The 26,802-nt window shown below is 66.3% G+C and carries 23 protein-coding genes; 15 read left to right on the top strand and 8 right to left on the bottom strand.

Annotated features, from left to right (window positions below):
• Nucleotides 1–28 precede the first annotated feature (28 nt).
• Nucleotides 29–1,414 carry an MATE family efflux transporter gene (locus tag C8J42_RS03805; RefSeq protein ID WP_133019218.1) on the top strand — a complete coding sequence of 462 codons (1,386 nt, stop codon included), beginning with the start codon at nt 29–31 and terminating at the stop codon, nt 1,412–1,414.
• A 147-nt stretch (nt 1,415–1,561) separates the two neighbouring features.
• Here C8J42_RS03805 and C8J42_RS03810 read toward each other — a convergent pair whose 3' ends face one another.
• From C8J42_RS03810 to C8J42_RS03825, 4 genes are all read right to left on the bottom strand, one after another.
• Complete coding sequence (locus tag C8J42_RS03810) at nt 1,562–2,326, bottom strand: NYN domain-containing protein (RefSeq protein ID WP_107962915.1); 765 nt, start codon at nt 2,324–2,326, stop codon at nt 1,562–1,564.
• A 10-nt stretch (nt 2,327–2,336) separates the two neighbouring features.
• Entirely contained in the window at nt 2,337–2,717 is a 381-nt protein-coding gene (locus C8J42_RS03815; protein ID WP_133018915.1) for a DoxX family protein, read from the bottom strand.
• A gap of 231 nt (nt 2,718–2,948) precedes the next feature.
• Nucleotides 2,949–3,425 carry a transcription elongation factor GreB gene (gene greB, locus C8J42_RS03820; protein WP_133019219.1) on the bottom strand — a complete coding sequence of 159 codons (477 nt, stop codon included), beginning with the start codon at nt 3,423–3,425 and terminating at the stop codon, nt 2,949–2,951.
• A gap of 222 nt (nt 3,426–3,647) precedes the next feature.
• Nucleotides 3,648–5,645, bottom strand: a complete 1,998-nt coding sequence (locus C8J42_RS03825) for a lytic transglycosylase domain-containing protein (protein ID WP_133018916.1) — start codon at nt 5,643–5,645, stop codon at nt 3,648–3,650.
• Between the two features lie 90 nt (nt 5,646–5,735).
• Between C8J42_RS03825 and dapA the strand changes: the two genes are divergently transcribed.
• The 11 genes from dapA (at nt 5,736) to C8J42_RS03880 (ending at nt 20,716) form a co-directional block, all read left to right on the top strand.
• Nucleotides 5,736–6,620 (top strand): 4-hydroxy-tetrahydrodipicolinate synthase, encoded by an 885-nt coding sequence (dapA, locus tag C8J42_RS03830; protein ID WP_133018917.1) that lies wholly within the window; start codon nt 5,736–5,738, stop codon nt 6,618–6,620.
• A 383-nt stretch (nt 6,621–7,003) separates the two neighbouring features.
• Nucleotides 7,004–7,486: an SsrA-binding protein SmpB gene (gene smpB / locus C8J42_RS03835; protein ID WP_055879372.1), complete on the top strand. Its 483-nt coding sequence runs from the start codon at nt 7,004–7,006 to the stop codon at nt 7,484–7,486.
• 78 nt (nt 7,487–7,564) lie between these two features.
• Nucleotides 7,565–8,059, top strand: a complete 495-nt coding sequence (locus C8J42_RS03840; protein WP_056052830.1) for a DUF2062 domain-containing protein — start codon at nt 7,565–7,567, stop codon at nt 8,057–8,059.
• Between the two features lie 83 nt (nt 8,060–8,142).
• Entirely contained in the window at nt 8,143–10,221 is a 2,079-nt protein-coding gene (locus C8J42_RS03845; RefSeq protein WP_133018918.1) for a M13-type metalloendopeptidase, read from the top strand.
• A 120-nt stretch (nt 10,222–10,341) separates the two neighbouring features.
• The gene (locus C8J42_RS03850; protein WP_120299128.1) at nt 10,342–12,387 is read left to right on the top strand and encodes a M13 family metallopeptidase; all 2,046 of its coding nucleotides are present in this window, start codon (nt 10,342–10,344) and stop codon (nt 12,385–12,387) included.
• 414 nt (nt 12,388–12,801) lie between these two features.
• Nucleotides 12,802–15,177, top strand: a complete 2,376-nt coding sequence (locus C8J42_RS03855; RefSeq protein ID WP_133018919.1) for a response regulator — start codon at nt 12,802–12,804, stop codon at nt 15,175–15,177.
• 49 nt (nt 15,178–15,226) lie between these two features.
• Nucleotides 15,227–15,577, top strand: a complete 351-nt coding sequence (locus tag C8J42_RS03860; protein WP_056062573.1) for a response regulator — start codon at nt 15,227–15,229, stop codon at nt 15,575–15,577.
• Nucleotides 15,578–15,914: 337 nt separating this feature from the next.
• On the top strand, nt 15,915–17,636 hold the full coding sequence (ilvD, locus tag C8J42_RS03865; protein WP_133018920.1) for a dihydroxy-acid dehydratase: 1,722 nt from the start codon (nt 15,915–15,917) through the stop codon (nt 17,634–17,636).
• Complete coding sequence (locus tag C8J42_RS03870; RefSeq protein ID WP_133018921.1) at nt 17,617–18,024, top strand: hypothetical protein; 408 nt, start codon at nt 17,617–17,619, stop codon at nt 18,022–18,024. Before ilvD ends, C8J42_RS03870 begins: the two co-directional genes overlap by 20 nt.
• Nucleotides 18,021–19,511, top strand: coding sequence for an NAD(P)H-hydrate dehydratase (locus C8J42_RS03875; protein WP_133018922.1), 1,491 nt, complete (start codon nt 18,021–18,023; stop codon nt 19,509–19,511). The genes C8J42_RS03870 and C8J42_RS03875 overlap by 4 nt, the downstream gene beginning before the upstream one ends.
• Nucleotides 19,508–20,716 (top strand): class I SAM-dependent RNA methyltransferase, encoded by a 1,209-nt coding sequence (locus C8J42_RS03880; protein ID WP_133018923.1) that lies wholly within the window; start codon nt 19,508–19,510, stop codon nt 20,714–20,716. Before C8J42_RS03875 ends, C8J42_RS03880 begins: the two co-directional genes overlap by 4 nt.
• A 69-nt stretch (nt 20,717–20,785) precedes the next feature.
• On the opposite strand, the gene truA is transcribed toward C8J42_RS03880, so the two are convergent.
• Nucleotides 20,786–21,526, bottom strand: a complete 741-nt coding sequence (gene truA, locus C8J42_RS03885) for a tRNA pseudouridine(38-40) synthase TruA (RefSeq protein ID WP_133018924.1) — start codon at nt 21,524–21,526, stop codon at nt 20,786–20,788.
• On the bottom strand, nt 21,523–22,449 hold the full coding sequence (gene fmt, locus C8J42_RS03890) for a methionyl-tRNA formyltransferase (protein WP_133018925.1): 927 nt from the start codon (nt 22,447–22,449) through the stop codon (nt 21,523–21,525). Before fmt ends, truA begins: the two co-directional genes overlap by 4 nt.
• A 53-nt stretch (nt 22,450–22,502) precedes the next feature.
• Between fmt and recR the strand changes: the two genes are divergently transcribed.
• From recR to rmuC, 3 genes are all read left to right on the top strand, one after another.
• The gene (recR, locus tag C8J42_RS03895; RefSeq protein WP_056052820.1) at nt 22,503–23,099 is read left to right on the top strand and encodes a recombination mediator RecR; all 597 of its coding nucleotides are present in this window, start codon (nt 22,503–22,505) and stop codon (nt 23,097–23,099) included.
• Between the two features lie 48 nt (nt 23,100–23,147).
• Entirely contained in the window at nt 23,148–23,672 is a 525-nt protein-coding gene (gene def / locus C8J42_RS03900) for a peptide deformylase (RefSeq protein ID WP_056062589.1), read from the top strand.
• Nucleotides 23,673–24,128: 456 nt separating this feature from the next.
• Nucleotides 24,129–25,568: a DNA recombination protein RmuC gene (gene rmuC, locus C8J42_RS03905; RefSeq protein ID WP_133018926.1), complete on the top strand. Its 1,440-nt coding sequence runs from the start codon at nt 24,129–24,131 to the stop codon at nt 25,566–25,568.
• 400 nt (nt 25,569–25,968) lie between these two features.
• Here rmuC and rplI read toward each other — a convergent pair whose 3' ends face one another.
• Both rplI and rpsR read right to left on the bottom strand, forming a co-directional pair.
• Entirely contained in the window at nt 25,969–26,565 is a 597-nt protein-coding gene (gene rplI / locus C8J42_RS03910; RefSeq protein WP_056050886.1) for a 50S ribosomal protein L9, read from the bottom strand.
• A gap of 11 nt (nt 26,566–26,576) precedes the next feature.
• Nucleotides 26,577–26,801 (bottom strand): 30S ribosomal protein S18, encoded by a 225-nt coding sequence (gene rpsR / locus C8J42_RS03915; RefSeq protein WP_031393978.1) that lies wholly within the window; start codon nt 26,799–26,801, stop codon nt 26,577–26,579.
• Nucleotide 26,802: the final 1 nt, after the last annotated feature.

A 26,802-nucleotide genomic window follows, 5' to 3' on the forward strand; every position in this document is an offset into this window, starting at 1 on the left:
CCTCACTGCCGGTCACATCGGCCGCACGCTGCTTGCGTTCGCGCTACCGACGCTCGGCTCGAACATCCTGCAATCGCTCAACGGCTCGATCAACGCGATCTGGGTCGGACGGTATCTCGGCGAGGGCGCGCTCGCCGCGACCTCGAACGCCAACATCATCATGTTCCTAACCTTCGGCGCGGTATTCGGGTTCGGCATGGCAGCGACGATCCTGGTCGGCCAGAGCTTCGGCCGCCACGATCTGGAAGGCGCACGCCGCGCGTTCGGCTCCGCGGTCGGTCTGGTCCTCGGTGGGGCGATCGTCGTCGCCGCGCTCGGCTGGGTGTTCGCGCCGGAGATCCTCCACCTGCTCGCCACCCCCGGCGACGCGATGCCGCTCGCGCTCGCGTACCTCCGCGTGATCTTCCTCGGGTTGCCCGCGTCGATGATGATGGTGCTGCTGATGATGGGGCTGCGCGGGACCGGCGATTCAATGACGCCGCTCTGGTTCATGCTGCTCAGCGCGATCCTCGACAGCGCGCTCAACCCGCTGCTGATCGCGGGCATCGGCCCGTTCCCACAGATGGGCATCGCCGGCTCGGCAACCGCGACGCTGGTTGCCAGCCACGTCTCGCTGCTCGGGCTGATCGCCTATATCTACGCGCGAGACCTGCCCTTGCGGCTACGCGGCAACGAACTCCGCTACCTCATTCCCCAGCGCGCGCTGACCGGTACGATCGTCCGCAAAGGTTTGCCGATGGGCGCGCAGATGCTGGTGATGTCGACCGCCGGGCTCGCGATGGTCGGGCTGGTCAACCGGCTCGGCGTCGATACCGCGGCGGCCTATGCCGTCTCGCAGCAGCTATGGACCTATATCCAGATGCCCGCGCTGGCGATTGGGGCGGCGGTCAGTTCGATGGCGGCGCAGAATATCGGCGCGGGCCGCTGGGACCGGGTTGGCGACATCACGAAATACGGCCTGCTCTTCAACATCGCGCTGACCGGTGCGATGGTCGGCGTGGTGATCCTGTTTGACCGCCCGGTGATGACGTTGTTCATCGGTGCAGCCAGCCCCGCGCTGCCGATCGCGCGGCATATCCAGTTGATCGCGAGCTGGAACTTTATTCTGTTCGGCATGACGATGGTGCTGTTCTCGACCGTTCGCGCTAACGGTGCTGTAATCGCGCCGCTGATCGCGCTGATCGTCGCGCTGTATCCGGTGCGGATCGGCTTCGCGTTGTTGGCAAAACCGTGGCTCGGCGCGGACGCACTGTGGTGGAGCTTTCCGCTGGGATCGCTCGCGACGCTGGCGATCGCGGCGTGGTATTATCGCTACGGCAACTGGCGAAAGGGTGCGCTAGTGGTGCCCGACGACAGCGAGGAACAGGCGCACGGCATGAGCGAGCCGGGTGGGCGGTTGCAGCCTACGGGGTAGGCGCTCGACCTAAACTACCACCCCGGCGAAGGCCGGGGTCCAGTTGGAAAGGTCGCAGTAACGACGCACTACACCCGGTTAGCAACGTCTCCCAACTGGGCCCCGGCCTTCGCCGGGGTGGCACACCTTTTCGTGAAGTATGAGTGTCTACCGCAGGCGCTTGACGAACGACCGGCCACCTTCGCGGCGCTCATGCTGGAAGTTCGGGATCGTCTCGATCAGGTCCGACAACCGGTTGAACCCATAATTCCGCGCATCGAAGCTCGACCGGTTGCCCGCCAACTGGCCAAGTTCGGCGACGCTGGCATAGCCCTTCTCGTCGCGCTTTACCGCGTTGTACGCATCGATCAGCAGCTTGATCACCTGCTCGTCGATCGGCTGCGCGGTCTTCGGCCGAGCGACCGGCGCAGGCGCGGCCGGCTTCTCGCCAGCCACCGGGGCAGGCGTCGGCACCTGCATCGGCTGCGACGTCTCGTTCAGCGCGCCAACGTCGATGAACCGCGTGCACGCCTGCCGAAATCCCTCAGGCGTGCGGCTCGTCCCAAAGCCATAGACCGGGATCCCGTCCTGGCGGATACGCGTCGCGAGCGGCATGAAATCGCTGTCCGACGACATGATCCCGAAGCCGTCGATGCGCCCGCGGAACAGCAAGTCCATCGCGTCGATCGTCATCTTCATGTCGGTGGCGTTCTTGCCCTTGGTCAGGTCGAACTGCTGCTGCGGCTCGATGCCGTGCTTGATCGACATGTCGCTCCACGCCTTCAGCGCGGGCTTCGACCAGTTGCCATAGACCCGCCGGACGTTGACCGTGCCGAGCTCGGCAAGGACGGTCAGCACCGGGTCGAGGGTCGCCGCGGACGCATTGTCCGCGTCGATCAGGAGGGCGACGTTGCGCGTTGTGGTATCGATCATGCGCGCAAGGTTAGCCGCGCCCGCGCTGCGCGTCCACGCTCCAGACACCGCCACCGGCTGCGGCGAGGTACAGGAACACGAAGCAGTAGAGCACCGCCGCCTCGCCGCCATTAACGATCGGGAAGGGACCCTGCGGCATGTGCGCCATGAAATATGCGACCGCGGACATGCCCGACAGCACGAATGCCACCGGTCGCGTGAACAGGCCGACGATCAGCAGGCCGCCGCCGACGACTTCGAGCACGCCGGCAACGTAGATCAAGGGGGTCATCGGCATCGGGAAGGGCGGCAGGCCGAAGAGTTTCGAGATACCGTGGCTGAAGAACACGAGCGCGACGACGATGCGCATGACGCTGAGCAGTCGGCTGGACCAAGTGACGGGTATCGGCATGGGGATTCCTCGAGTGTCGTTGCGTGGGCGAAACGTCACACGGGGGCGGCGCGAGGTCAATTCGTGTAGATCGAAACGCATCGTTGACGGGCAACTCACGATCCTCCCCCGCCAGGGGGAGGTGGCACCGCAGGTGACGGAGGGGGAGGACACGGAACAGCGGTTTTCCTTACTTCCCCCTCCGTCTGGCAAGCGCCAGCCACCTCCCCCTTGCGGGGGAGGATCGCAACTTCAGGGATAAGTGATCGCCATCACCTCATATTCGCGCTCGCCAGCGGGTAAATCCACCCGTTGCACATCGCCGATCGCAGCGCCGCGCAAAGCGCGTGCGAACGGCGAGTTCCAGCCGATCCGCCCGTTGCTCGCGTCAGTCTCGTCGTCGCCTACCAGCGTTAGGACCCGCTCGACGTCGTCCTCGTCGGCAACCTTCACGCACGCCCCGAACCAGACGCGCGAGCGGTCTTCCTGCGCCGCCGGGTCGACGACCTTCGCCGCCTTCATCCGCTTCGACAGCCAGCCGAGCCGCCGGTCGATCTCGCGCAGCCGCTTGCGGCCGTAGATGTAGTCGCCGTTCTCGGACCGGTCGCCATTGCCTGCCGCCCAGGAGATGACTTCGACCAAGGCGGGGCGCTCGGTCGACAGGAGTTGCTCGTATTCGGTGCGGAGTACGGCGTAGCCGACGGGAGTGATGTAGTTCGGGCGATCCATCTCAAATTCCGTCATGCCGGGCTCGTTCCGGCATCCACCGTTCCGCACGCTTCAGGGGGTCTGAGTATGCGGCGGGGTGGACCCCGGAACAAGTCCGGGGTGGCGGGGAGCGTAGGGATAGGGGTGAACCCTGCGCTTCCTCGCCATGTTCCCCCGCGAAGGCGGGAGCCCAGTCTGGGCTCCCGCCTTCGCGGGGGAACAATCTTATGAGGCAGCGAGATCTCAACCCGGCCGGTTCTTCCCCAGATACCACGACAGCCGAGCCGCCCCCCGGCTCTTCGCCCGCGCGGGGTTCAGCAAGTCGTACACCACCGCATTCTCCAGCACCCGCTGCACATAGTTGCGCGTCTCCTGGTACGGGATCGCCTCGACCCAATCGACCATGTCCACCGCCCCGGTCCGCGGATCTCCGTTCGCGCGGAGCCACTTGTTCACGTTGCCGCCGCCCGCATTATACGCCGCCACCGCCAGCGGATAACTGCCGTAATTGGCATACACCCGCTGGAAATAGCTCGAGCCCAGCATGATCGACATGTTCGGATCGGTCGTCAGCGCCGCCTGGTTGTACGCGAGGCCGATCTTCCCCGATTGCTCGCGCGCGGTCGCCGGCATCAGCTGCATCAGCCCGCGCGCGCCGGCGTGGCTCACCGCGGCGCGATCGAACTGGCTCTCCTGCCGCGAGATCGCGTGGATGATCGTCCAGTTGTCCTCATACCCCGCCGGCACCGCCACCATCGGGAAGCCCACCGCGGAATAATCGCTCAGCCCGTTCGCCAGCGCACTCCGCCCGACCATCACGCCGAGATCGGGGCGGTTGATCGTCTTCGACAGTTCGGCGGCGAGCAGGTGATCGGTATCGGTCGTCGCATCCGCCGCGATCTGGCGGACGAACGCGGTCTGGTCCTGCCAGTCGCCGATCTGCCCGAGGAATTTCACCGCACGCACCGTCTCGCGCCGATCGAACGCCGCGCGTGTCGCCGGATCGATCACCACCGAAGCAACCGACGGCGGCGCGACCAGCGCCCGCCCGGTGCGCTCGTTCGCCAACTGTCCGTAATATTGATCGCGATACCCAGCCGCCTGGCCGTAGAACGCCGCCGCCTGAGGCGCCAACCCGGCCGCCTCCGCCGCACGCCCCGCCCAATAATACCCCTTCGACCGCACCTGCGGCGACCGCGAGCCCTTCGCGTACCGGTCGAACAGCGTCATCGCGTCCGCCGGTCGCCCGAGCTGCTTCATCGCTACGCGTCCGCCGAGCCAGGCGAGGTTGGTATATTCGTCGCGCTCGGCATAGGATTTCGCCGCGATGTCCGCGCCAAACGGATACGCATCGTCGATCTGCCGCGCGATGTCGTAGGCAACCTGATATTGCCCGTCGTTCGCCGCACCGTTCGCATTGGTGACGAGGACCTCGTACCACTCGGCGGCATTGCCCGGCCGCGTCACCAGCGACCGAGGCCGCGCCAGCCACGCGCGCGCCGACGGGCTTGCCCCCGAATTGCGCAACCACTGCGCCCGGTCCGCGACATACCCCGCGTCGTTCGCATACAAGGTCTGCGTCGAAGCCGAGATATCCGACGCGTTCGGCGCATTCGTCCGGAACGCCAGCCGCGCCTCGAAGATCGGCCGCCGTGCCGCACTCGTCCATACCAATTGCCGCTGCGCCGCGCCGGTCTGGCCCGCCCACAACAGCGCATCCATCCGCGCATCCTGGTCGTCCGGCGTCAGCGCGCCCGGAAAGCCCGATACCACCATCGCCTCGTCGGTCGGCGTCAGTCCGCTGCTCCGCCAAGCCGTCCGCACCGCCGCATAAGCTTGATCCCGCGCGCCCGTCGCCTGCAAAGCCCGCGCATACGCGACGCCGCCCGACGCGGACTGCGGCGGGTAACGACGGAAAAACGCGACGACGCTGGTCGGCGAGCCCATGGAAGCCTTGCGCTCCGCCGCACGGCGGTTGGCCGTCTCGTTAGGCCAGCCCGGATGCGCCATCAGGAAGCCCGCATAGCTGTCGAACGGCAGCGCATCGGTCTGCTGCAAAGCCCGCCACTGCGCGATGGTCGAGGCGATCGCGCCGTCCGTCGCCATCGGCTGCGCATTGGGGCCCATGTTGGCCAATTGCGTGCTGTAGCGATCCAGCGTCTGCTGCCCACCTCCCGACGCGGCGACCGTCCCCGCCACGACTGCAAGGAGAAGGCTCGTTTTAAACATCGATGCTACCATGTGGACAGCATACGCCCCGAACCCGTATCTGTCCTGAACGAAATCCGGATTTTGCAAGACATCCGGCGCAACAGGACCGCAGGCCACCGCATGTTTTCAGGATCTATTCCGGCGCTCGTCACGCCGTTCGCCGCCGACGGCAGCTTCGACGAACCCGCCTATCGCGACTTCATCGAATGGCAGATCGTCGAGGGCTCTTCGGGGCTGGTGGCGTGCGGGACGACCGGCGAGGCGGCGACCCTGTCGTACGACGAGCATTTCCACGTGGTCCGGGTTTGCGTCGACCAGGCGAAGGGCCGCGTGCCCGTCATCGCTGGCGCGGGCTCGAACGACACGCGCGTTGCCTCGGCAAACCTGCGCGCCGCGAAGGACGCCGGCGCCGACGCCGCGCTGATGGTGCCGCCTTATTACAACCGGCCAGGGCAGGAGGGTATCTTCCGCCATTTCGAGGCGCTCGCGGCGTCGACCCCGCTGCCGATCATCCTCTACAACGTCCCCGCGCGAACGGTAACTGACATCCAGCCAGCGACCTTGGCGCGGATCGTCGCAGCGTTCCCGGACGTGTTCGTCGGCGTGAAGGATGCCAGCGGCGTCCTCGCCCGCGTCTCACAGCATCGCGCGTCGTGCGGTCCGGATTTTTGCCAGTTGTCGGGCAATGACGACATGGCCTTAGCGTTCAACGTCATGGGCGGCACCGGCTGCATCTCGGTAACCGCCAACGTTGCGCCGAAGCTCTGCGCGGAGTTCCAGGCGGCGTGCCAAGCGGGCGATTTCGTCAAGGCGCTGGCCTATCAGGATCAGCTCTACCCGTTGCACGAGGCGCTGTTCACCGACGCGTCGCCCGGCCCGGTCAAGTACGCGATGACCAAGGTCCGGGCTGGCTTCCCGGAGACGCTTCGCCTGCCGATGACCCCCGCCGGCGAGGCCTCGCGCGAAGCGGTCGACGCAGCGCTCGAACACGCAAGCCTCGTCTGAACAGACCACAACGGTCCCCCCTCCCTGAAAGGGAGGGGCAGGGGGTGGGTAGGCCAGCTTGAGCCCCGACGGTTCGAACATGAGGAACCCGACCCACCCCCAACACCTCCCTTCCAGGGAGGGGCGAAGAAGGGGAGGTCAGGAGTAATGAGAAGTCACCATCGCCTCCTCAAGCATCACGAGCTGCCGTCGACGCAGCCTTGGCGCACGCCGGCCTCGCCTAAACCCCCTGCCTGTTCTCCTGCGAAAGCAGGAGCCCAGGATCGAGAGGACCGCCGCGTGTAACCCTGGGCTCCTGCGTTCGCAGGAGAACGGCGTTTGTTTGGTCGAATAGCACCCCACCGCTTCCCCTAAGCCTCGCGACCTCCTACATCGCGCGTCCCATGGCACGTCCCAAACCCCCGACCTTCGAGAAGACCAAGATCGTCGCCGAGAACCGGCGCGCGCGGTATGATTATTACATCGAGCAGGTGTTCGAGGCGGGCATCGCGCTCACCGGCACCGAAGTGAAGGCGCTGCGCGGCGGCGAGGGATCGATCGCCGAGGCCTATGCCGAGGTGAAGGGCAAGAACGTCGTCCTGGTCAATTCGAACATCCCCGAATTCAGCCACGGCAACCGCTTCAACCACGAGCCCAAGCGCCCGCGCAAATTGCTGCTCCACGAGCGCGAGATCAACAAGATGTTCGGGGCGGTCGCACGCCAGGGCATGACGCTCGTCCCGCTGATGATCTACTTCAACTCGAAGGGCCGCGCAAAGATCGAACTGGCGCTCGCCAAGGGCAAGCAGAACCACGACAAGCGCGATTCCGTGAAGGAACAGGACTGGAAGCGCGAGCAGGGCCGGATCATGCGGGATCGCGGATAGCCTGTGTCGAAGGCGCCGGGCAGTATCTTCGGGCGCCTCGCGGCGTGGTCGCATCGTAACTTGCCGACCCGCGAATCGATGGAGCGGAACCGTCTTCTCCGCCCCGTCGCGCACCGCGTGCTCGCACCCGAACTCTGGCGTTTCACACGCCGCTCGGTCCCGCGCGGCGTCGCGCTGGGGATGGTCGCGGGCATCCTGATCCCAGTCGCGCAGACGCCCGTCGCAGCGATCTTCGCGCTGCCGTTCCGCGCCAACGTGCCGACCGCGGCGCTGACCACCTTCATAACCAACCCGCTGACCACCCCGCCGCTCTGGATCGCGGCCTATTGGATCGGCTCGTCGCTGCTCCGCCTCGACGCGCACGTCCCCGGCCAGCCCGTCGCGGATGCCGCGGCGCGCACCGAATGGATCCCGTGGCTGATGCAGGCGGGGCCCGCTACCGCGCTCGGCCTGCTGGTCATCACGGTCGTGTGTTCGGTCGGCGGTTACGCGCTCAGCGCGCTCGGCTGGCGGTTGTGGATCGCGCGCAAGTGGCGGCACCGCCACGACAATCGCCACGGTCATGTTTCGTAACATTTGACACCGGTTGGAATTGACGGACCGTCCTATCGGCGTAGAACACACCGCATCCTGAAGATCTTTCTCCGAGGTTCTTGATGCGTAAGTCGATTGTTACCGTGATCCTGCTCGCGTCCGCCGCATCGGCTTTCGCGCAGACGCAAACGGGGCCGAACACCCCGTCGCCGACCCTCGCCAAGGCTGCGAAGGGCCCTGTTGCCGCCAAGGATGCCAACAAGCCGCAGATCGGCGACTTCGGCTTCGACATGGCCGGCCGCGATACCAGTGTGACGCCGGGCACCGACTTTTTCGATTACGCGAACGGCGGCTGGGTGAAGACCACGCCGATCCCCGCCGATCGCTCGTCCTACGGCATGTTCCACGTCCTGCAGGACCTGTCGCTCGAACGCACCCGCACGATCCTCGACGTCTCCGCCAAGACGCCCGGCGACAAGGTCGGCGATTTCTACTCCAGCTTCATGGACGAGGCTGCGGTCAACGCGAAGGGCGCTACCCCCGTCAAGCCAATGCTCGCCGCGCTCAAGGCGACCAAGGACAAGACCGCACTCGTCACCGAGATCGCCAAGCTCCAGCGCCAGGGCGTCGGCGGCCTCGTCGGCGTCGGCGTGCAGCAGGACGACAAGGATCCGACCACCTATGTCGTGAGCCTCGGCCAGAGCGGCATCGGTCTCCCCGACCGCGACTATTACCTCAAGGAAGACGCGAAGCTCGCGACGATCCGCACCGCGTACCAGGCGTATCTCACGCGCATGCTGACGCTCGCCGCCGAGCCGAACGCCGCCGCTCGCGCTGCTGCCGTCTTCAACATGGAGAAGGGCCTCGCGACCGCGCACTGGACGCGGATCGAAAGCCGCGACGCCGACAAGACCTACAACAAATGGACCGCCGCCGACTTCGCCGCGAAGGCGCCGGGCTTCCCCTGGGCGCAGTACATGACCGCGATGGGCGTCACCGGCCGTCCGTTCTACCTCGTCGCGCAGCCGAGCGCGTTGACCGGCGAGGCGAAGGTCTTCGCCGACACGCCGATCAACGTGTTGCAGGACTATGCGATGCTTAAGGTGCTGCGTTCGTATGCGCCGTATCTGTCGAGCGATTTCGACAAGACCAACTTCGCGTTCTACGGCACCACGCTGTCCGGCACGCCCGAGCAGCAGGTCCGCTGGAAGCGCGGTGTCACGACCGTGTCGGGCGCGATGGGCGAGGCGATCGGCCAGCAATATGTCGCCAAGTATTTCCCGCCCGCGTCGAAGGCGGCCGCCGACGACCTCGTCAAGAACGTCATCGCGGCGATGGGCGAGCGCCTCCGGAACCTCGAATGGATGGCGCCCGAGACCAAGACCAAGGCGCTCGCCAAGCTTGCCGCCTTCACCCCGAAGATCGGTTATCCGGACAAGTGGCGCGATTATTCGGCGCTCCAGATCCAGCGCGGCGATCTCGTCGGTAACGTGTCGCGCGCCAACGCGTTCGAATATGATCGCGACCTGAAGAAGCTGGGCCAGCCGATCGATCGGGCTGAGTGGTTCATGACGCCGATGACGATCAACGCCTACGCCAACCCGACGATGAACGAGGTCGTCTTCCCGGCCGCGATCCTGCAACCGCCGTTCTTCGATCCGAAGGCGGACCCGGCGGTCAATTACGGCGGCATCGGCGCGGTGATCGGTCACGAGATCAGCCATCACTTCGACGACCAGGGCCGCAAATACGACCTGAACGGCAAGCTCACCGACTGGTGGACGCCGCAGGACGTCGCGCGCTTCAAGGCGTTCACCGACGCGCTCGTGAAGCAGTACGACGCGTATGAACCGCTCCCCGGCCAGCACATCCAGGGCGGCCTGACGCTCGGCGAGAACATCGCCGACTTGGCGGGCCTCACGGTCGCGTACGACGCGTATCACAAATCGCTCGGCGGCAAGCAGGCGCCGATCATCGACGGCACGACCGGCGACCAGCGTTTCTATTACGGCTGGGCCGGCGTCTGGCGCACCAAGTTCCGCGACGCCGCGCTACAGCAGACGCTCTTGTCCGACCCGCATTCGCCGGGCCACCAGCGCGTCCTGACGGTCCGCAACCTCGACCCCTGGTACGCCGCGTTCGGCGCCAAGCCGGGCGAGGCCAGCTACCTCGCCCCCGCCAACCGCGTCCGCATCTGGTAATCAACACCGCCCAACAGAGCCCCGTCATCCTGGGCTCGACCCAGGATCCAGAGCCACGCAGGTAACGCTGTGGGCTCTGGATCCTGACTTTCGTCAGGATGACGAAGTCTGGAGAGAAACATGAAGTCCTTCATCGTCGCCGGCCTACTCGCCGCCACCGCCATCACCGGCGTCACCGCCGCCATCTCGCAAACCTCTGAACCCAAGCCCGCTCCCGCAGCCCCGACCGGCGCGCAATACGGGACGTTCGGCTTCGACGAGAAGGGCATGGACAAGACCGTTCAGCCCGGCGACGACTTCTACACCTTCGCCAACGGTAACTGGGCGAAGACCAACCCGATCCCCGCGGACAAGTCGAACTACGGCTCGTTCAATCTCCTCTCCGACCTGTCCGAGACGCGCACCCGCGGTATCCTCGACACCGCCGCGAAGGACCCGAACTCGAAGATCGGCCGCGCCTACGCCACCTTCCTTGACACCGGAACGATCGAAGGCAAGGGCCTCGCGCCGATCAAGCCGTGGCTCTCCAAGATCGCCGCGCTGAACGACCGCGCCGGCTATCCCGCCCTCCTCGCCGAAGCAGACCGCGCCGGGATCGGCGGCCCGTTCGGCGCCGGCGTCGGTCAGGACGACAAGCTCCCCGAACAATACGCGCTCTCGCTCGGCCAGTCCGGCCTCGGCCTGCCCGACCGCGATTATTACCTCAGCACCGACGCCAAGCTGGTCGAAGCGCGCAACGCCTACCGGGCTCACATCGTCAAGATGCTGACCCTCGCCGGCGAACCCAATGCCGAGGCGCGCGCCACCGCACTGCTCGCGTTCGAGACCGAGATCGCCAAGGTCAGCTGGACCCGCGTCGACAGCCGCGACGCCACCAAGACCTATAACAAGATGACCGTCGCCGACCTCGCCAAGCGCGCGCCCGGCTTCGATTTCGTCGCGTATTTCAAGGGTATCGGCACGCCCGTCCCGACCGTCATCGTCGCGCAGCCCTCCGCGATCACCGGCATCGCCAAGCTCGTCTCGACCGCGCCGATCGGCGTGCTGAAAGACCAGCTGATCCTGCGCTCGCTCGACGGCTATGCCGACGTCCTCCCCAAGGCCTTCGACGCCGAACAGTTCGCGTTCTACGGCACCGTCCTCGGCGGCACGCCCGAGCAGGAGGCCCGCTGGAAGCGCGGCGTCCAGTTCACCTCCGGCGCGCTCGATGACGAGGTCAGCAAGCTCTACGTCGCGCAGTATTTCCCGCCCGAGACCAAGGCCGCGGCGGACAAGCTCGTCAAGAACGTCCTCGCCGCGATGGGCCGCCGGATCGACAAGCTCGAATGGATGGCGCCCGAGACCAAGGTGAAGGCGCACGCCAAGCTCGCCGCCTTCACCCCCAAGATCGGCTATCCGAGCCAGTGGAAGGATTTCTCCGGTCTGACGATCACCTCGGGCGATGCGTTCGGCAACGAATGGCGCGCGAACGAATGGCAGCACCAGGATAATATTTCCAAGCTCGGCAAGCCGTTGCAGCGTTGGGAATGGGGCATGACGCCGATGACGGTGAACGCCTACGCCAATTTCGGCATGGTTGAGATCGTCTTCCCCGCCGCGATTTTGCAACCGCCGTTCTTCGATCCGAAGGCCGACGACGCGGTCAACTACGGCGGCATCGGCGCGGTGATCGGCCATGAGTTGAGCCATCATTTCGACGACCAGGGCTCGAAATACGATGCGAAGGGCCAGCTTACCGACTGGTGGACGGCCAAGGACATCGCCGGCTTCAAGGCGCTCACCGGCAAGCTCGGTGCGCAGTATGACGCCTACGAACCGCTCCCCGGCATGCACGTGAAGGGCCAGCTGACGATGGGCGAGAACATCGCCGATCTCGCCGGCCTCACGGTCGCGTACGACGCCTACCACACCGCGCTCGGCGGCAAGACTGCGCCCGTCCTCGACGGCTACACCGGCGATCAGCGCTTCTATCTCGGTTGGGCGCAGGTCTGGCGTCGCAACTACCGCGAAGCCAACCTTCGCAACCGGTTGCTGACCGATCCTCACTCGCCGTCGCAGCAGCGCGCGTGGGTCGTGCGCAACCTCGACCCCTGGTACGCGGCGTACAAGCCGACCGCCGGACAGAAGCTGTACCTCACGCCGGAGCAGCGCGTTCGGATCTGGTAAGAGTTTCCCTTGGGATAGCGGGCGGAGCGGAAACTGGGCGCGCCTTTCTGAGGAAAGCGCTCAAGTCAGCCCAACCCCCAACGGTCTCCCCTCCCTGAAAGGGAGGGGCAGGGGGTGGGTAGGCCGCTTGGAGAGCACGCCGTCCACGAACGGGCCGACCCACCCCCAACCCCTCCCTTCCAGGGAGGGGAGCAACTTTACCCTAGGCACAACAACCACCCCGGCGAAGGCCGGTGCCCAATTGGGGGACGGTTCTGACGATGGACGGCGCTTCGTTACTACCACCTTTCCCATTGGGCCCCGGCCTTCGCCGGGGTGGTGCCGTTTCTAGAAGCGGCGGGATCAGAGTTAGCGCCACCCCCATCACACGCATCACTTGACGCCCAACCCCGCAACAGCGGATGACTCCCCCCAATGGCATCGCTCGCTTTACCCACCCCCGCCCGCAACGCAGCATTCGTCGCCATAGCCTCGGGCGTCGCCGCCGCGGCGATCGTGCTGCTGCTCGTCGGCAGCTGGACCGCCGCCGCCGGTTTCTTTGCCGCGGCCGTCATCGTCATCGGCGCGCTGATCGCCTGGCGCCTGCTCAACCCCGTCGCCAGGGACGCGCCACGCCCGGTCGACTGGGACCTCACCCGCACCGTCGCCGAAGCCGGCACCGACGCACTCGCGATCACCGACCGCGCCGGGCGTCTGGTTTGCGCCAACGACGCCTACGAAGCGCTGTTCGAAGGCTTCCCGACACCCCCCGGCCTGCCGCTCGACGAAGCCGGCAACGCAGCCCTCGCCGACGCCGGCCGTTCCGCGTGGCGCGACGGCACCGCGCAGGTCGAGCGCCTCAACGCCCGCAACGTCTGCCTCTCCGCGCAGATCGCGCGCGCCGGTGACGACGCCGACATGCTCGTCTGGCGCTTCGTCACCGCGCAGGAACACGATCTTGCCGAGACGCTCGCCGCGCTGCTGACCGGCCCGACCGGAGACCGGCTCGGCGGCAGCGGCATCATGGCCGCGTTGCTCTCGCCCGATGGTCGCGTCCGCACCGCCAACCGTGTGCTGCGCGCGAGGGCGTGCGGCGACGAGTACGATACGATCGAAGGTCGCGACTTTGCCCGCTTCCTCATCACCGACAGCCGCGGCCTCGTCCGCTTCGAGCGCGAAGGCCTCGAAGGCACGCCGCTCCGCGTCCTCCAGATCCCGTTCCTCGACGGCGACGACGCCCCCGTGCTGGTCGCCTTGCTCGACGAGGAGGAGGACGCGCCCGCGCTCGGCGCCAGCGCCTCCGCGCACGTCCGCAGCCTCGTTAGCATGATGCCGTTCGGCATGGCGCTGGTCGACCGCGACGGTCGATTCCTGCAGATGAACGATTCGTTCCTGCGCGCGGCCGGCGTCAACTCCGTCGCCCCGCCGCTCTATCCGGGCGATCTCGTCGTCCGCGAGGACAAGGCCGCGGTCGCGGACGCAATCCGCAAGTTCGCGAACGGCGCGACGCATTCCGCCGACATGGCGGTCCGCCTCAAGGATCACCCCGACGAGCCGGTCGCGCTGACCATTGCCGGCGCGCGCGGTCTCGGCGACGCCGCCGTGCTGCTCAGCCTCAAGGACAATAGCGAGGAGAGCCGCCTCAAGCGCGAGGTCGCGCAGGCCACCAAGATGCAGGCGGTCGGCCAGCTCGCCGGCGGCGTGGCGCATGATTTCAACAACATCCTGACCGCGATCATCGGCCATTGCGACCTGATGCTGATGCGCCATTCGCCCGGCGACAGCGATTACGACGACATCCAGCAGGTCCGCACCAATTCGAACCGCGCCGCCAGCCTGACCCGCCAGCTGCTCGCCTTCTCGCGCCAGCAGACTCTCCGCCCGCAAATCCTCCAGCTCCCCGACGTAGTCTCGGAGGTGTCCAACCTGCTCAAGCGGTTGATGGGCGAGAACGTCCGCCTCGACATGACGCACGGCCGCAATTTGGGGCCCGTCCGCGCCGATCCAGGCCAACTCGAGCAAGTGGTGGTCAATCTCGCGGTCAACGCGCGCGACGCGATCGTCTCGGCGAACGCGCGCGGCGGCGGCGTGCTGACGATCACGACGCGCGCCGTCCCCGCGTCCGAAGTGCGCGAGATGGCGTCCGACATTCTGCCCGTCGCCGACTACACCGCGCTGATCGTCCAGGACACCGGCACCGGTATTCCGCCCGACGTGCTCCCCAAGATCTTCGAGCCGTTCTTCACCACCAAGGAGTTCGGCAAGGGTACCGGGCTCGGCCTCTCGACCGTCTACGGCATCGTCAAGCAATCCGGCGGCTACATCTTCGCCGACAGCAAGCCGGGGCAGGGCGCGACCTTCTCGATGTATTTGCCGGTCCATTCGGCCCCCGCCGCGACCCGCCCCGTGGTCATCAAGCCGACGCCCAAGCCAGTCGACCTGTGGGGCACGGGCACGATCCTGCTGGTCGAGGACGAGGACATGGTCCGCGCCGTCGCCGAGCGCGCGCTCACGCGGCAGGGATACACAGTGTTGACCGCGGAAAACGGCGAGATCGCGCTGGAAGTGCTGGGGAAACACGGCCGGCCCGACCTGCTCATCAGCGACGTCGTCATGCCGCAGATGGACGGCCCGACGATGGTCCGCCATGCGCGCGAGAAATTCCCCGACCTGCCGATCCTGTTCATGTCGGGCTATGCCGAGGAGCAGCTGCGCAAGTCGATCGATCTGGACAACGTCGCGTTCCTGCCCAAGCCGTTCTCGGTGCAGGAATTAGCTGAAGCGGCACGAGACGTGCTTGCCGCACGCTGACTCGAACAAGATGTTGGCAAGTCGTAACAATCCCGACTATGCGAGAAATATGACCGCTACCCAACAGATCCTCATCGTCGAGGACGAACCGTTGATCGCCATGATGCTGGAGGATTTCCTCGAGGTATTGGACAAGGGAGTCGCAGGCTCGGTCGACACCGTCGCCGATGCCTTGAAGCGGATCGAAGAAGGTGGCGTAGATGGCGCGATCCTCGACGTGAACCTGCGTGGCGGCGAGAAGAGCACCGCAGTCGCCGAGGCATTGGCGGCAAGAGGCGTCCCGTTCGTCTTCGCCACCGGCGGCGGCGACGATGGTGTCGCCCCGGAATTTCGCGACCGCCCACGGTTGCAAAAGCCCTTCACGATGGACGGCGTCGCGAAGGCCCTCGAAGGCCTCTGATACTAATCGATAGAGCGCGAGGCGCCCCCCTTCTGCCCCCCTCCCTGAAAGGGAGGGGCCGGGGGTGGGTCGGCCGATTGGGCAGGGCGACGTCAGCCAACAGGCCGACCCACCCCCAACCCCTCCCTTCCAGGGAGGGGAGTAGTGCCGCGAAGCCTCGTCATTCCGGCGAAGGCGGGAACCCATATTGGCAGACCTTGGTGTGACAATCGCCGACCGTTGCCTATTTGGATCCCAGCCTTCGCGGAGATGGCGCAGACGGAAGCGGACCCCCGCACGCAAAATTCGACGCAACTCTCTTGCGCAAATACCCTCTCCCGCGACATAGGCGTTCGCCATGACCCGCACATTCGATAAATCGCGCCTGCCGAGCCGCCACGTCTCCGTCGGCCCAGAACGCGCCCCGCACCGCAGCTACTACTACGCGATGGGCCTCGACGAGGAGCAGATCGCGCGCCCGTTCGTCGCGCTCGCCTCCGCCGGCAACAACTCAGCGCCCTGCAACACCACGCTCGACGCGCAGGCCGATGCCGCGCAGGCTGGCGTCATCCAGGGCGGCGGCATGCCGCGCCGGTTCAACACGATCACCGTCACCGACGGCATCGCGATGGGCCATCAGGGCATGAAGGCCTCGCTGGTGAGCCGCGAAGTCATCGCCGACTCGGTCGAACTCTCGGTCCGCGGCCATTGCTACGACGCGCTCGTCGGGTTCGCCGGCTGCGACAAGTCGCTCCCCGGCATGATGATGGCGATGCTTCGCCTCAACATCCCGAGCGTGTTCGTCTATGGCGGCTCGATCCTGCCCGGCCGCTATCAGGACCGCGACGTCACCGTCGTCGACGTGTTCGAGGTGGTCGGCAAATACGCCGCCGGCGCGTGCCCTCTGTCCGAAGTCCACGCGCTCGAGAAGGTCGCGTGCCCCGGCCACGGCGCATGCGGCGGTCAATACACCGCGAACACGATGGCCTGCGTTGCCGAGGCGATCGGTTTGTCGATCCCGAACAGCAACATGGTGCCAGCTCCTTACACCACGCGCGAACAGATCGCGGTCGCCGCCGGTGCGCAGGTTATGGAGTGCCTCGCCGACAACATCCGCCCCCGCGACATCTGCACGCGCGAGGCGTTTATCAACGCCGCGCGCGTCGTCGCCGCGACCGGCGGCTCGACCAACGCGGCGCTGCATCTCCCCGCAATGGCATCCGAAGCAGGCATCGAATTCGACCTGTTCGACGTCGCGGAGATCTTCAAGACAACGCCTTACATCGCGGACCTCAAACCCGGTGGGAAGTACGTCGCCAAGGACATGTACGAGGCCGGCGGCGTCTACATGCTGATGAAGACGATGCTCGCCGGTGGTTTCTTGAACGGCGACTGCCTGACCGTGACGGGCAAGTCGCTCGGCGAGAACATCGACCAGGTGACGTGGAACCCCGACCAGAAGGTCATCTACGACATCAAGACCCCGCTGACCCCGACCGGCGGCGTCGTGGGCCTGCGCGGCAGTCTCGCCCCCGATGGCGCGATCGTGAAGGTCGCGGGCATGCACCGCCTCCAGTTCTCGGGCCCGGCGCGCGTGTTCGATTGCGAGGAGGACACCTTCGCCGCGGTCGAGAACCGCCAGATCAACGAGGGCGAAGTCATCGTCATCCGCTACGAAGGCCCCAAGGGCGGCCCCGGCATGCGCGAGATGCTGTCGACCACCGCCGCGCTCTACGGCCTCGGCATGGGCGAGAGCGTCGCGCTGATCACCGACGGCCGGTTCTCGGGCGGCACGCGCGGCTTCTGCATCGGCCATGTCGGGCCCGAAGCCGCGGACGGTGGCCCGATCGCGCTGGTCGAGAATGGCGACATCATCCACATCGACGCCGAGGCCGGCACGATCGACCTCGACGTTCCCGAGGCCGTGATGGCGGAGCGCCGCGCCGCGTGGGTGCCGCGCTCCAACGATTACGGCTCGGGCGCACTCTGGCGCTATGCGAAGACCGTCGGCCCCGCGTACAAGGGCGCCGTCACGCACCCTGGAGCGGCAGCCGAAACCCATGTCTACGCGGATATTTAAGCGAATACTGGCAGTTGCCGCGCTTCTCTCGCTCCCGCTCTCAGCGTGCGGGCGAGGGCAGCCGAGCAGCGAACAGGTCGCGGCAAAGCAGCGCACCGAAACCGCCGACGACAGCCGTATCGCGTGCGCGCGAGGTGACGCCGCGTTCGCGTCGACCTGCACGATCGAGCAGGCACAGAGCGAGAATGGCCTGATCCTGACGATCCGCCATCCCGACGGAGCCTTCCGCCGGTTGCTGGTGACGCAGGACGGCCGCGGCGTGATAGCCGCGGACGGCGCCGAGGTGGCGAAGGTCACCGTCATAGGCGCGGACGGCATCGAGGTCGCGCTCGGCGGCAACCGCTACCGCCTCCCGGCCACCGTCAAGGGCGCGACCAAGCCGTCATGATCGGCATCGAAGGCCAGCCGGTCCTCACCGCCGCCGAAATGCGCGCGGCGGAGGATGCGGTGATCGCCACCGGCGTCTCGGTCGAAACACTGATGGAGCGCGCCGGCACGGCCATCGCCGAGGCAGTCCGCCGGCTTGCGGGCGCGAACGAAGTCCTGATCCTCTGCGGCCCCGGCAACAACGGCGGCGACGGCTATGTCGCGGCCCGTGTGCTGGCGGAACTGGGCATTACGGTTAGGGTCGCGGCGCTGTCGGAACCCAAGACGAATGCGGCGAAGTCGGCGAGGGCAGGGTGGCTAGGCCCGGTCGAAACGCTGGCGGAGGCAAAGCCCGCCCCGATCCTGGTCGACGCGCTGTTCGGCACCGGACTCATGCGGCCGCTTGATCTTCGCACAGGACCTACCCCGAATACCCCCCCGGCGGAGGCCGGGGCCCATCTGGGCAACGCTATCGATAAGGTGACCGGTTCACCCAATTGGACCCCGGCCTCTGCCGGGGGGGTGTCGATAGGCGAGTGTTTTCACTCCCTTGCGAATGCTGCGCAACTCAGCATCGCTGTCGACCTGCCCAGTGGCCTCGCCACCGATTCAGGAAAGGCGCTCAGCACGCCGCCCGTCTTCGACCTCACCCTTGCGCTCGGCGCAGTAAAACCTGCGCACCTCCTCCAACCCGCCGCGCGCTATTGCGGGCAGATCCGTCTCCTCGACATCGGCGTCCCTACGCTCAGCCAAGCCGAAGTCCTCAAAGCTCCGAACCTCCCAACCCCCGGCCCAGACTCGCACAAATATACCCGAGGCATGGTCGCGATCGTCGCCGGCACCATGTCCGGCGCCTCCGACCTCGCAGCATTCGCCGCAATGCGCGCCGGCGCCGGCTACGTAACCCTGCTCGGGGTCAGCCAAGGCCCCCCGCACGCGCTCGTCCGCACGCCATTCTCCGATCACGCGCTGGCCAACGACCGGATCGGCGCACTCGTCATCGGCCCAGGCCTCGGCCGCGACGATACCGCCAAGGCCCGCCTCGAAGCGGCGCTAAACGCAGGCCATCCCATGATCATCGACGGCGACGCCCTCCGCCTGCTCGACCCCGACCGGATCAAAGACCTGAACGTCCCCGTCATCCTCACCCCGCACGCCGGCGAGTTCGATGCGCTCTTCGGCAAATCAGATGCCGACAAGATTACCCGAGCCCGAGACGCCGCCACCCACACCAACGCCATCATCGTCTTCAAGGGCGCGGACACCGTCATCGCCGCCCCCGACGGCCGCGTCCGCATCGCGCAAGGGGCCAGCGACTGGCTGTCCACCGCCGGCACCGGCGACGTCCTCGCCGGCGCGATCGGTGCGATGCTGGCGGCAAAGCTCGATCTGCTCGACGCAGCCTGCGCCGGAGTGTGGCTCCACGGTGACGCTGCCCGCCGATTGGGCGCGGCTTTCATCGCCGACGACTTGGCGGAAGCGCTCCGGTCGGCCAGAGCGGCCCCATGACCACTGACTCGACCTCTGAATCGAATATCGACACGATCATCCGCGTCGCAGCCCGCGGCGACGGCATGACCGCCGACGGACGCCACGCCGCCTTCTCGGCACCCGGCGACACGCTCGCCGCCGACGGCACGGTAATCCCCGGCCCGCACCACCAGACGCCTCCCTGCGTGCATTTCCCGACCTGCGGCGGCTGCCAGCTCCAGCATCTCGACGATCAGGCCTATGCCGAGTTCGTCACCGACCGCATCGCCTCCGCGCTCGACGGCCAGCACCTGTCGGCCCCGATCCGCACCCCGCACATATCCCCTGAACGCAGCCGCCGCCGCGCGACTCTCCACGCCGAGGCCAAGGGCGGCAAGATCACGCTCGGCTTCACCGCGGAGAAAGCACACACGATCGTCGATATCAAGGAATGCTGGATCCTCGATCCACGCCTGTTCGCGCTCGTCCAGCCACTCCGACAGCTGCTCAAGCGCCTCAACTTCCGCCGCCGCGCGGATATCCACCTGACGCTCGCCGACCAGGGCGCGGACATCCTGATCACGGGGTTCGCCCCCGAAGGCCTGCCCGCCGCCGAAGCGCTCACCAAATTCTGCGAAGATCACAAGATCGCCCGCGTAGCCTTCGATGACGGCCTCGGCCCCGAGACGCGCTGGGAGCCCGACGCGGTCACGATCACGCTCGGCGGCGTCCCCGTACCGCTCCCGCCCGCGTCGTTCCTCCAGGCCACCCCCGATGGCGAAGCCGCGCTCACCGCTGCCGTCCTCGAAGCGATCGGCAAGCCCGCGACGGTCGCGGACCTTTTCGCCGGCCTCGGCACCTTCACGCTCGCGATCCCCGCCAAGGTCTACGCGGCCGAAGGCGCGCGCGACGCGCTAGGCTCGCTGAAGGCCGCCGCGCACCGCACGCAACGTCCGGTCTACCCGGAGCACCGCGATCTCTATCGCCGGCCGCTGACGGTGGCCGAACTCGACCGGTTCGACGCGGTAGTGATCGATCCGCCCCGCTCCGGCGCGCGCGAGCAGGCGACTGCGCTGGCGGAGTGCAAGACGCCGGTGATCGCCTATGTCTCGTGCAATCCGGCCAGCTTCGCGCGCGATGCCAAGGAGCTGTGCGACGCAGGTTGGCGGATCGACTGGGTCCAGCCGGTCGGCCAGTTTCGCTGGTCGACGCATGTCGAGCTAGCCGCGAAGTTCGTCCGCTAGTCTAGGAAGCTTGTTCCCCCGCGAAGGCGGGGGCCCAGACCGGACCCCCGCCTTCGCGGGGGAACACGCTTAAGGGTAAACGGCACTCACGAAGAACAACCCATCGGGCGGCGCATTCAGCCCCAGCATCGCCCGATCCTTCGCCTCGAGCGCGGCAGCAACATCGCCAACCGCCCAACGCCCCATACCCACCAGCGCCAGACACCCGACCATAGACCGCACCTGATGGTGCAGAAACGACCGCGCCGCCGCATAGACGAACAGCCGCTCGCCCTCGCGCACCACCTCAAGCCGATCCAAAGTCCGCACCGGACTATCCGCCTGACAATGCGCCGACCGAAACGTCGTGAAGTCATGCCGCCCGACCAGCGCCCCCGCAGCCTCCGCCATCGCGTCTGCATCCAGCGCCTGCGGCACCTGCCAAGCCAGCCCCGCCTCGAACGTCAGCGGCGAGCGCCGGTTGACGATCCGGTACTCATACGACCGCCCGATGCACGAAAACCGCGCATGCCAATCGTCGTCGACCACCTCGCACGCCAGCACCGAAACCGGCGCCGGCTTCACCAGCGCATTCAGCCCCTCCATCAATCGAAACGCCGCGAGCGGCTTCGCGATGTCGACATGCGCGCGCATCGCCATCCCGTGCACGCCCGCATCGGTCCGCCCGGCCGCCTGCACCGACGCGGTCTCGCCGGTCATCTTCAGCACCGCCGCCTCCAGCGCCGCCTGAACGCTCGGCCCGTGCTTTTGCCGCTGCCAGCCCATGAACGGCCGCCCGTCGAACTCCACCGTCAACGCGAACCGCGTCAAAGCTGCGTCCCCGACCGGATCGGAAACCCGCGCAGCATCTCCTCCGCCGAGGTGACGCCGCGCCCCGCCCGCTGCACCAAGGTCGGCCGAATCGCACCGTCGCCGCACCCGATCGTCAGCTCGGCGTTGACCGTCAGCCCCTCGCACCCAAGAAACGAGAACGGCAGCACGTCGGCCGCTAGAACCTTCACCCGCTCGCCCGCATGCTCGAACCACGCCCCCGGCGCCGGGTTCATCGCCCGCACCAGCCGGTCGACCTCGACCGCCGACCGCTCGAAATCGATCCGCGCCTCCGCCTTGTCGATCTTGGCGGCATAGGTAACGCCGTCCTCGGGCTGCGGCCGGGCAGGGTAGGCGTCGAGATCCCTCAGCACCTCGACCATCAACCGAGCCCCCATCGCCGAAAGCTCGGACGTCAGGTCCCCCGCAGTCTTGCCAACGATCGGCGTCCGCCCCTCGAGCCGCACCGGCCCGGTATCCAGCCCCGCCTCCATTTGCATGATCCCGACGCCCGTCTCGGCATCGCCCGCGAGGATAGCCCGCTGCACCGGCGCCGCCCCGCGCCACCGCGGCAACAGCGACCCATGCACGTTCAGGCACCCGAACCGAGGCGCCTCCAGCACCGCGCGCGGTAGAATAAGACCATAGGCCGCAACGACCGCCACATCCGCGTTCAAAGCCGCAAACGCCTCGCGAGCCTCCAGCCCCTCCGGCAGAGACGCCTTGAACGACACCGGCGTCCGCACTTCGATCCCGAGCGCCTCCGCCCGAACCTGCACCGGCGACGGCACCAGCTCGCGCCCGCGCCGCCCCCCTGGCCGGGCAGGCTGGCAATACGCCGCCACCACGTCATGCCCCGCCGCGACGAGGGCCTCCAGCACCGGCACTGCGAAGTCCGGCGTTCCCATGAAGATGATCCGCATGGCCCCTCTCGAACACGCTGGCGGGGAGCCGCGCAACCCCCTATCTGTTCCATATGGCATCCCCCGAGATCGAGGCGCTGACGCAGGCGCTGGCCCGGCTCCCCGGCCTCGGCCCCCGGTCCGCACGTCGCGCCGTGCTCCATCTGCTCAAGAAGCGCGATGCGGCTCTGGGGCCCTTGCGCGAGGCGTTGACCGCGGTCGACGAGCGGCTGGAGAATTGCTCGACCTGCGGCAACGTCGACACCACCAACCCCTGCGCGATCTGCGCCGACCCGCGCCGCGACCAGCGTTCGCTCTGCGTCGTCGAGGAGGTCGCCGATCTCTGGGCGCTCGACCGATCGCGGCTGTTCCCCGGCCGCTTCCACGTCCTCGGCGGGCGCCTGTCCGCGCTCGAAGGTATCCGCCCCGAGGATCTCAGCATCGACAGCCTCGTCCGCCGCATCGAAGCCGGCGGCATCGACGAAGTCGTCCTCGCGATGAACGCCACGCTCGAGGGCCAGACCACCGCGCACTATATCGCCGAGCGCATCGAACGCTTCCCGGTCCGCGTCACCCAACTCGCGCACGGCCTGCCGGTCGGCGGCGAACTCGACTATCTGGACGAGGGGACGCTGGCACAGGCATTAAGGGCCAGAAGGCCAATGGCTTGACGCCCATCGGCTTGACGTGATGCCCACGCGTACCTTAGCGGACGCGCTATGACCGTCATGACCGTTCTCGAAGTCCCCGATCCCCGCCTGCGCCTCGTCGCCGAGCCGGTGGAGACGGTCGACGACTCCACCCGCACGCTCGTCGCCGACATGATCGAGACGATGTACGACTTCAACGGCATCGGCCTCGCCGCGACCCAGGTCGGCGTGCAGAAGCGCGTCCTCGTCATCGATCTCCAGGAGGAGAAGGACGAGGACGACAAGCCGATCAAGAACCCCAAGGCGTACATCAACGCCGAGATCCTGTCGGTCAGCGACGAGGTCTCCACCTACAACGAGGGCTGCCTCTCGATCCCGGAGCAATATGCCGAGGTGGCGCGCCCGGCGCGGTGCCGCGTGAAGTGGCTCGATGAGACCGGCGCGGCGCATGAGGAGGATTTCGATGGGCTGCTGTCGACCTGCATGCAGCACGAGATCGACCATCTCGACGGCGTGCTGTTCATCGACCACATCAGCCGCCTCAAGCGCGACATGGTGCTGAAGAAGCTGGCGAAGCAGCGCAAGCTGGGCTGAGGGGCGGGGGTGTCGCTGCTGTCCGCACTGCGAGTGCGGGCCTGAGAGCGCGCGGCTCATTCACCCAGCACGCTACCACCCCGGCTAAGGCCGGGGCCCAGTTGGAAAGGTCGCAGTAACGACGCGCTGCCCTAAGTTGGCAACGTCCCCCAACTGGGCCCCGGCCTCCGCCGGGGTGGTGCTATTCGGCGAGGGTGTCGAAGCGCCCTCTTTCTAGTTCCCCGCGGAGGCGGGGGCCCAGGATCACAAACGCCGCCGCCCATGACCCTGGACTCCCGCCTCCGCGGGAGAACAACATATTCCGACTGTCCTACATCAACCGTTCGACGTATGTTCCACCCATGACGTCTCCATCTCCTTCTCAAACCCGCTCGCCGATGCGCACATTCTTCCCTGAGAGAATGCTGCGCCAGCGTCTGCACTTTGTGCACTTCCAGCTAAATTCGCGGGTGAAAAATGGCTGAGTTCGCCATCATCGCCGTCCTGGCGCTAGCCGCCGGCATACTCCTCGGCTGGCTCCTAGCCTCCCGCCGAGCCGCCACTCTTGCCAGCGAACTCGCCGTCGCGCAGACCAAGGTCGCCGACGCCGATCTCATCCGCGCCGCCCGCGACGCCGTCGAGCGCGAACGCAACGCCGCGATGCAGGACCTCGCCACCCTCCGCGCGCAGAACGCCGAGCGCGCCACCGACACCGATCGCCTCCGCCTCGACCTCGCGACGATCCGCACCGACCGCGACGCCGCCCGCACCGAGAACGCCACTCTCAAGGCACAAGGCGAGGCGTTTGAAGCGCGTCTCCGCGAAGTTAAGGACGTCATGGCCGCACAATTTGGCGACGTCGCCAACAAGCTGCTCATGGACGCGCAGAAGACCTTCCTCGACCGTGCTGATGCCCGCTTTCGCCAGTCCGAAGAAACATCCGGCATCAAATTGGAGTCGATGCTCCAGCCCGTAAGCGACCGTCTCAAACGCTACGAAGAAGGCGTCGCCAAGGTCGAAGCTGACCGCCGCGACGCATTCGGCGACCTGAAGGGCCAGATCGAACAGATGCGCCTGGGCCAGGAAAAGGTCTCGACCGAAGCTGCCAAGCTCGTCAATTCGCTCCGCAACGCCCCCAAATCCCGCGGACGCTGGGGCGAGCAACAACTGAAGAACGTCCTCGAAACCTGTGGCCTGAGCGAACACACAGACTTCCAGACCGAAGTCAGCGTAACGCAGGAAGACGGCAGCCGCCTGCGTCCTGACGCCATCGTAAAGGTTCCTGGGGGGCGGAGTCTCGTTATCGATGCCAAGGTTTCATTGAACGCATATCAGGATGCATTTGGAGCCGTTGACGAAAGTGAGCGCGAACTTGGTCTACGATCACACGCCGCGTCTATGAGAGCTCACGTTAATAGTCTCGGACAAAAGGCTTATTGGAACCAGTTTGCTGATACTCCAGACTACGTCGTCATGTTCGTTCCCGGCGAGCATTTCCTATCAGCGGCACTCGAATATGACCCATCACTGTGGGATTACGCGTTTGACCAGCGTGTTCTGCTAGCGACGCCGACTAACCTGATTGCAATAGCGCGGACGGTGGAAGCAGTTTGGCGTCAGGAAAAGATGGCTAAACAGGCGCAGCAGATTGGTGCGCTTGGCAAGGAGATGTACGATCGTCTCGCTAAAGTAGCAGAGGACCTACGCAGAGTGGGAACTGGCCTCAACACTGCGGTGAAAAACTTCAACGGCTTCACCAACTCGTTCAACGGCCGCCTGATGGTAACCGGCCGCAAGTTCCGCGACCTGAATATCGAGACGGGCGCGCGTGACTTGGAGGACGTGTCCTCGGTCGATGCGCTAGCGCTAGGCGAGGGACCTGCACTGATCGAGAAGCCGGAAAACGTCGAAAGCTGACACTAGCAGTTGTGAACCACCCCGGCGAAGGCCGGGGCCCATTTGGGGGACGCGAATGATGAGCGCTGCGATCCGTTACTCTAGCTTTCCCAATTGGGCCCCGGCCTTCGCCGGGGTGGTAAGCAAGTAAAGTTCTTGCACCGAAAACCGATCGGTACAAAATTCGTTCACCTCTCGGCAACCTTTCCTGACCCTGCGCATTAACCGGATAACACCCCCAAGAGTCATCCGGTCATGAAACACCTAGTCCCCCTCTTCTGCGCTTTGATCCCCTTCGCAGCAATGATCGGCGCCTGCGTAACCTGCCCCTGAGCGGCACCGCAAAAGCACAAAAGAAAAGGCCCGCCCAGATCACTCCGGGCGGGCCTTTTCTGTATCGGCTAGAAGGGAAGCGAAGGGATCAACCCTGCGCTTCTTCCTCCTGGTCACGAGGAGCTTCGGCGGTCGCGCCGGGCTCTGCGTTCGGATCGTAATCCTCGACGAAGCCAGCCTCGTCGCGCTCGAACATCGACGACATCACGTCGACGCCCGAAGCCTGCATCTCGGCCTCTTCAGGCGAGCGGGCGACGTTGACCTTGACGGCCACTGACACCTCGGGGTGCAGCGATACCTTGACGGTGTAGACACCGATCGCCTTGATCGGCTTGTCGAGCACGATCGCCGACTTGCCGACCTTGTGACCATCGGCCACCAGCGCATCGACCAGATCGCGAACCGCGACCGAACCGTAGAGCTGACCGGTATTCGACGCCTGACGGATCAGGGTCACGGTCGCGTCGTTGAAGGTCTTCGCTTCGGTCTCGGCATCGCTGCGACGCGATGCGTTGTCCGATTCGATCTTCGCACGGTTCGACTCGAACACCTTGCGGTTGGCTTCGTTCGAACGAAGCGCCTTCTTGTTGGGAAGCAGGAAGTTACGCGCGTAACCGTCCTTGACCTTCACCACGTCGCCGATAGCACCAAGCTTTTCGACGCGCTCAAGCAGAATGACGTCCATGTGGGCGCTCCTTACTTAACGATGTAGGGCAGCAAGCCCAGATGACGCGCACGCTTGATGGCTTGAGCCAGTTCGCGCTGCTTCTTTGCGGCCACCGAAGTGATACGCGACGGGACGATCTTGCCACGCTCGGACACGAAGCCCTGCAGCAACCGGACGTCCTTATAGTCGATCCGGGGAGCGTCTTTGGCGGAGAACGGGCAGCTCTTGCGGCGGCGGAAGAATGGACGTGCCATG

The organism is Sphingomonas sp. PP-CE-1A-559 (genome assembly GCF_004340965.1).
Lineage (GTDB): Bacteria > Pseudomonadota > Alphaproteobacteria > Sphingomonadales > Sphingomonadaceae > Sphingomonas.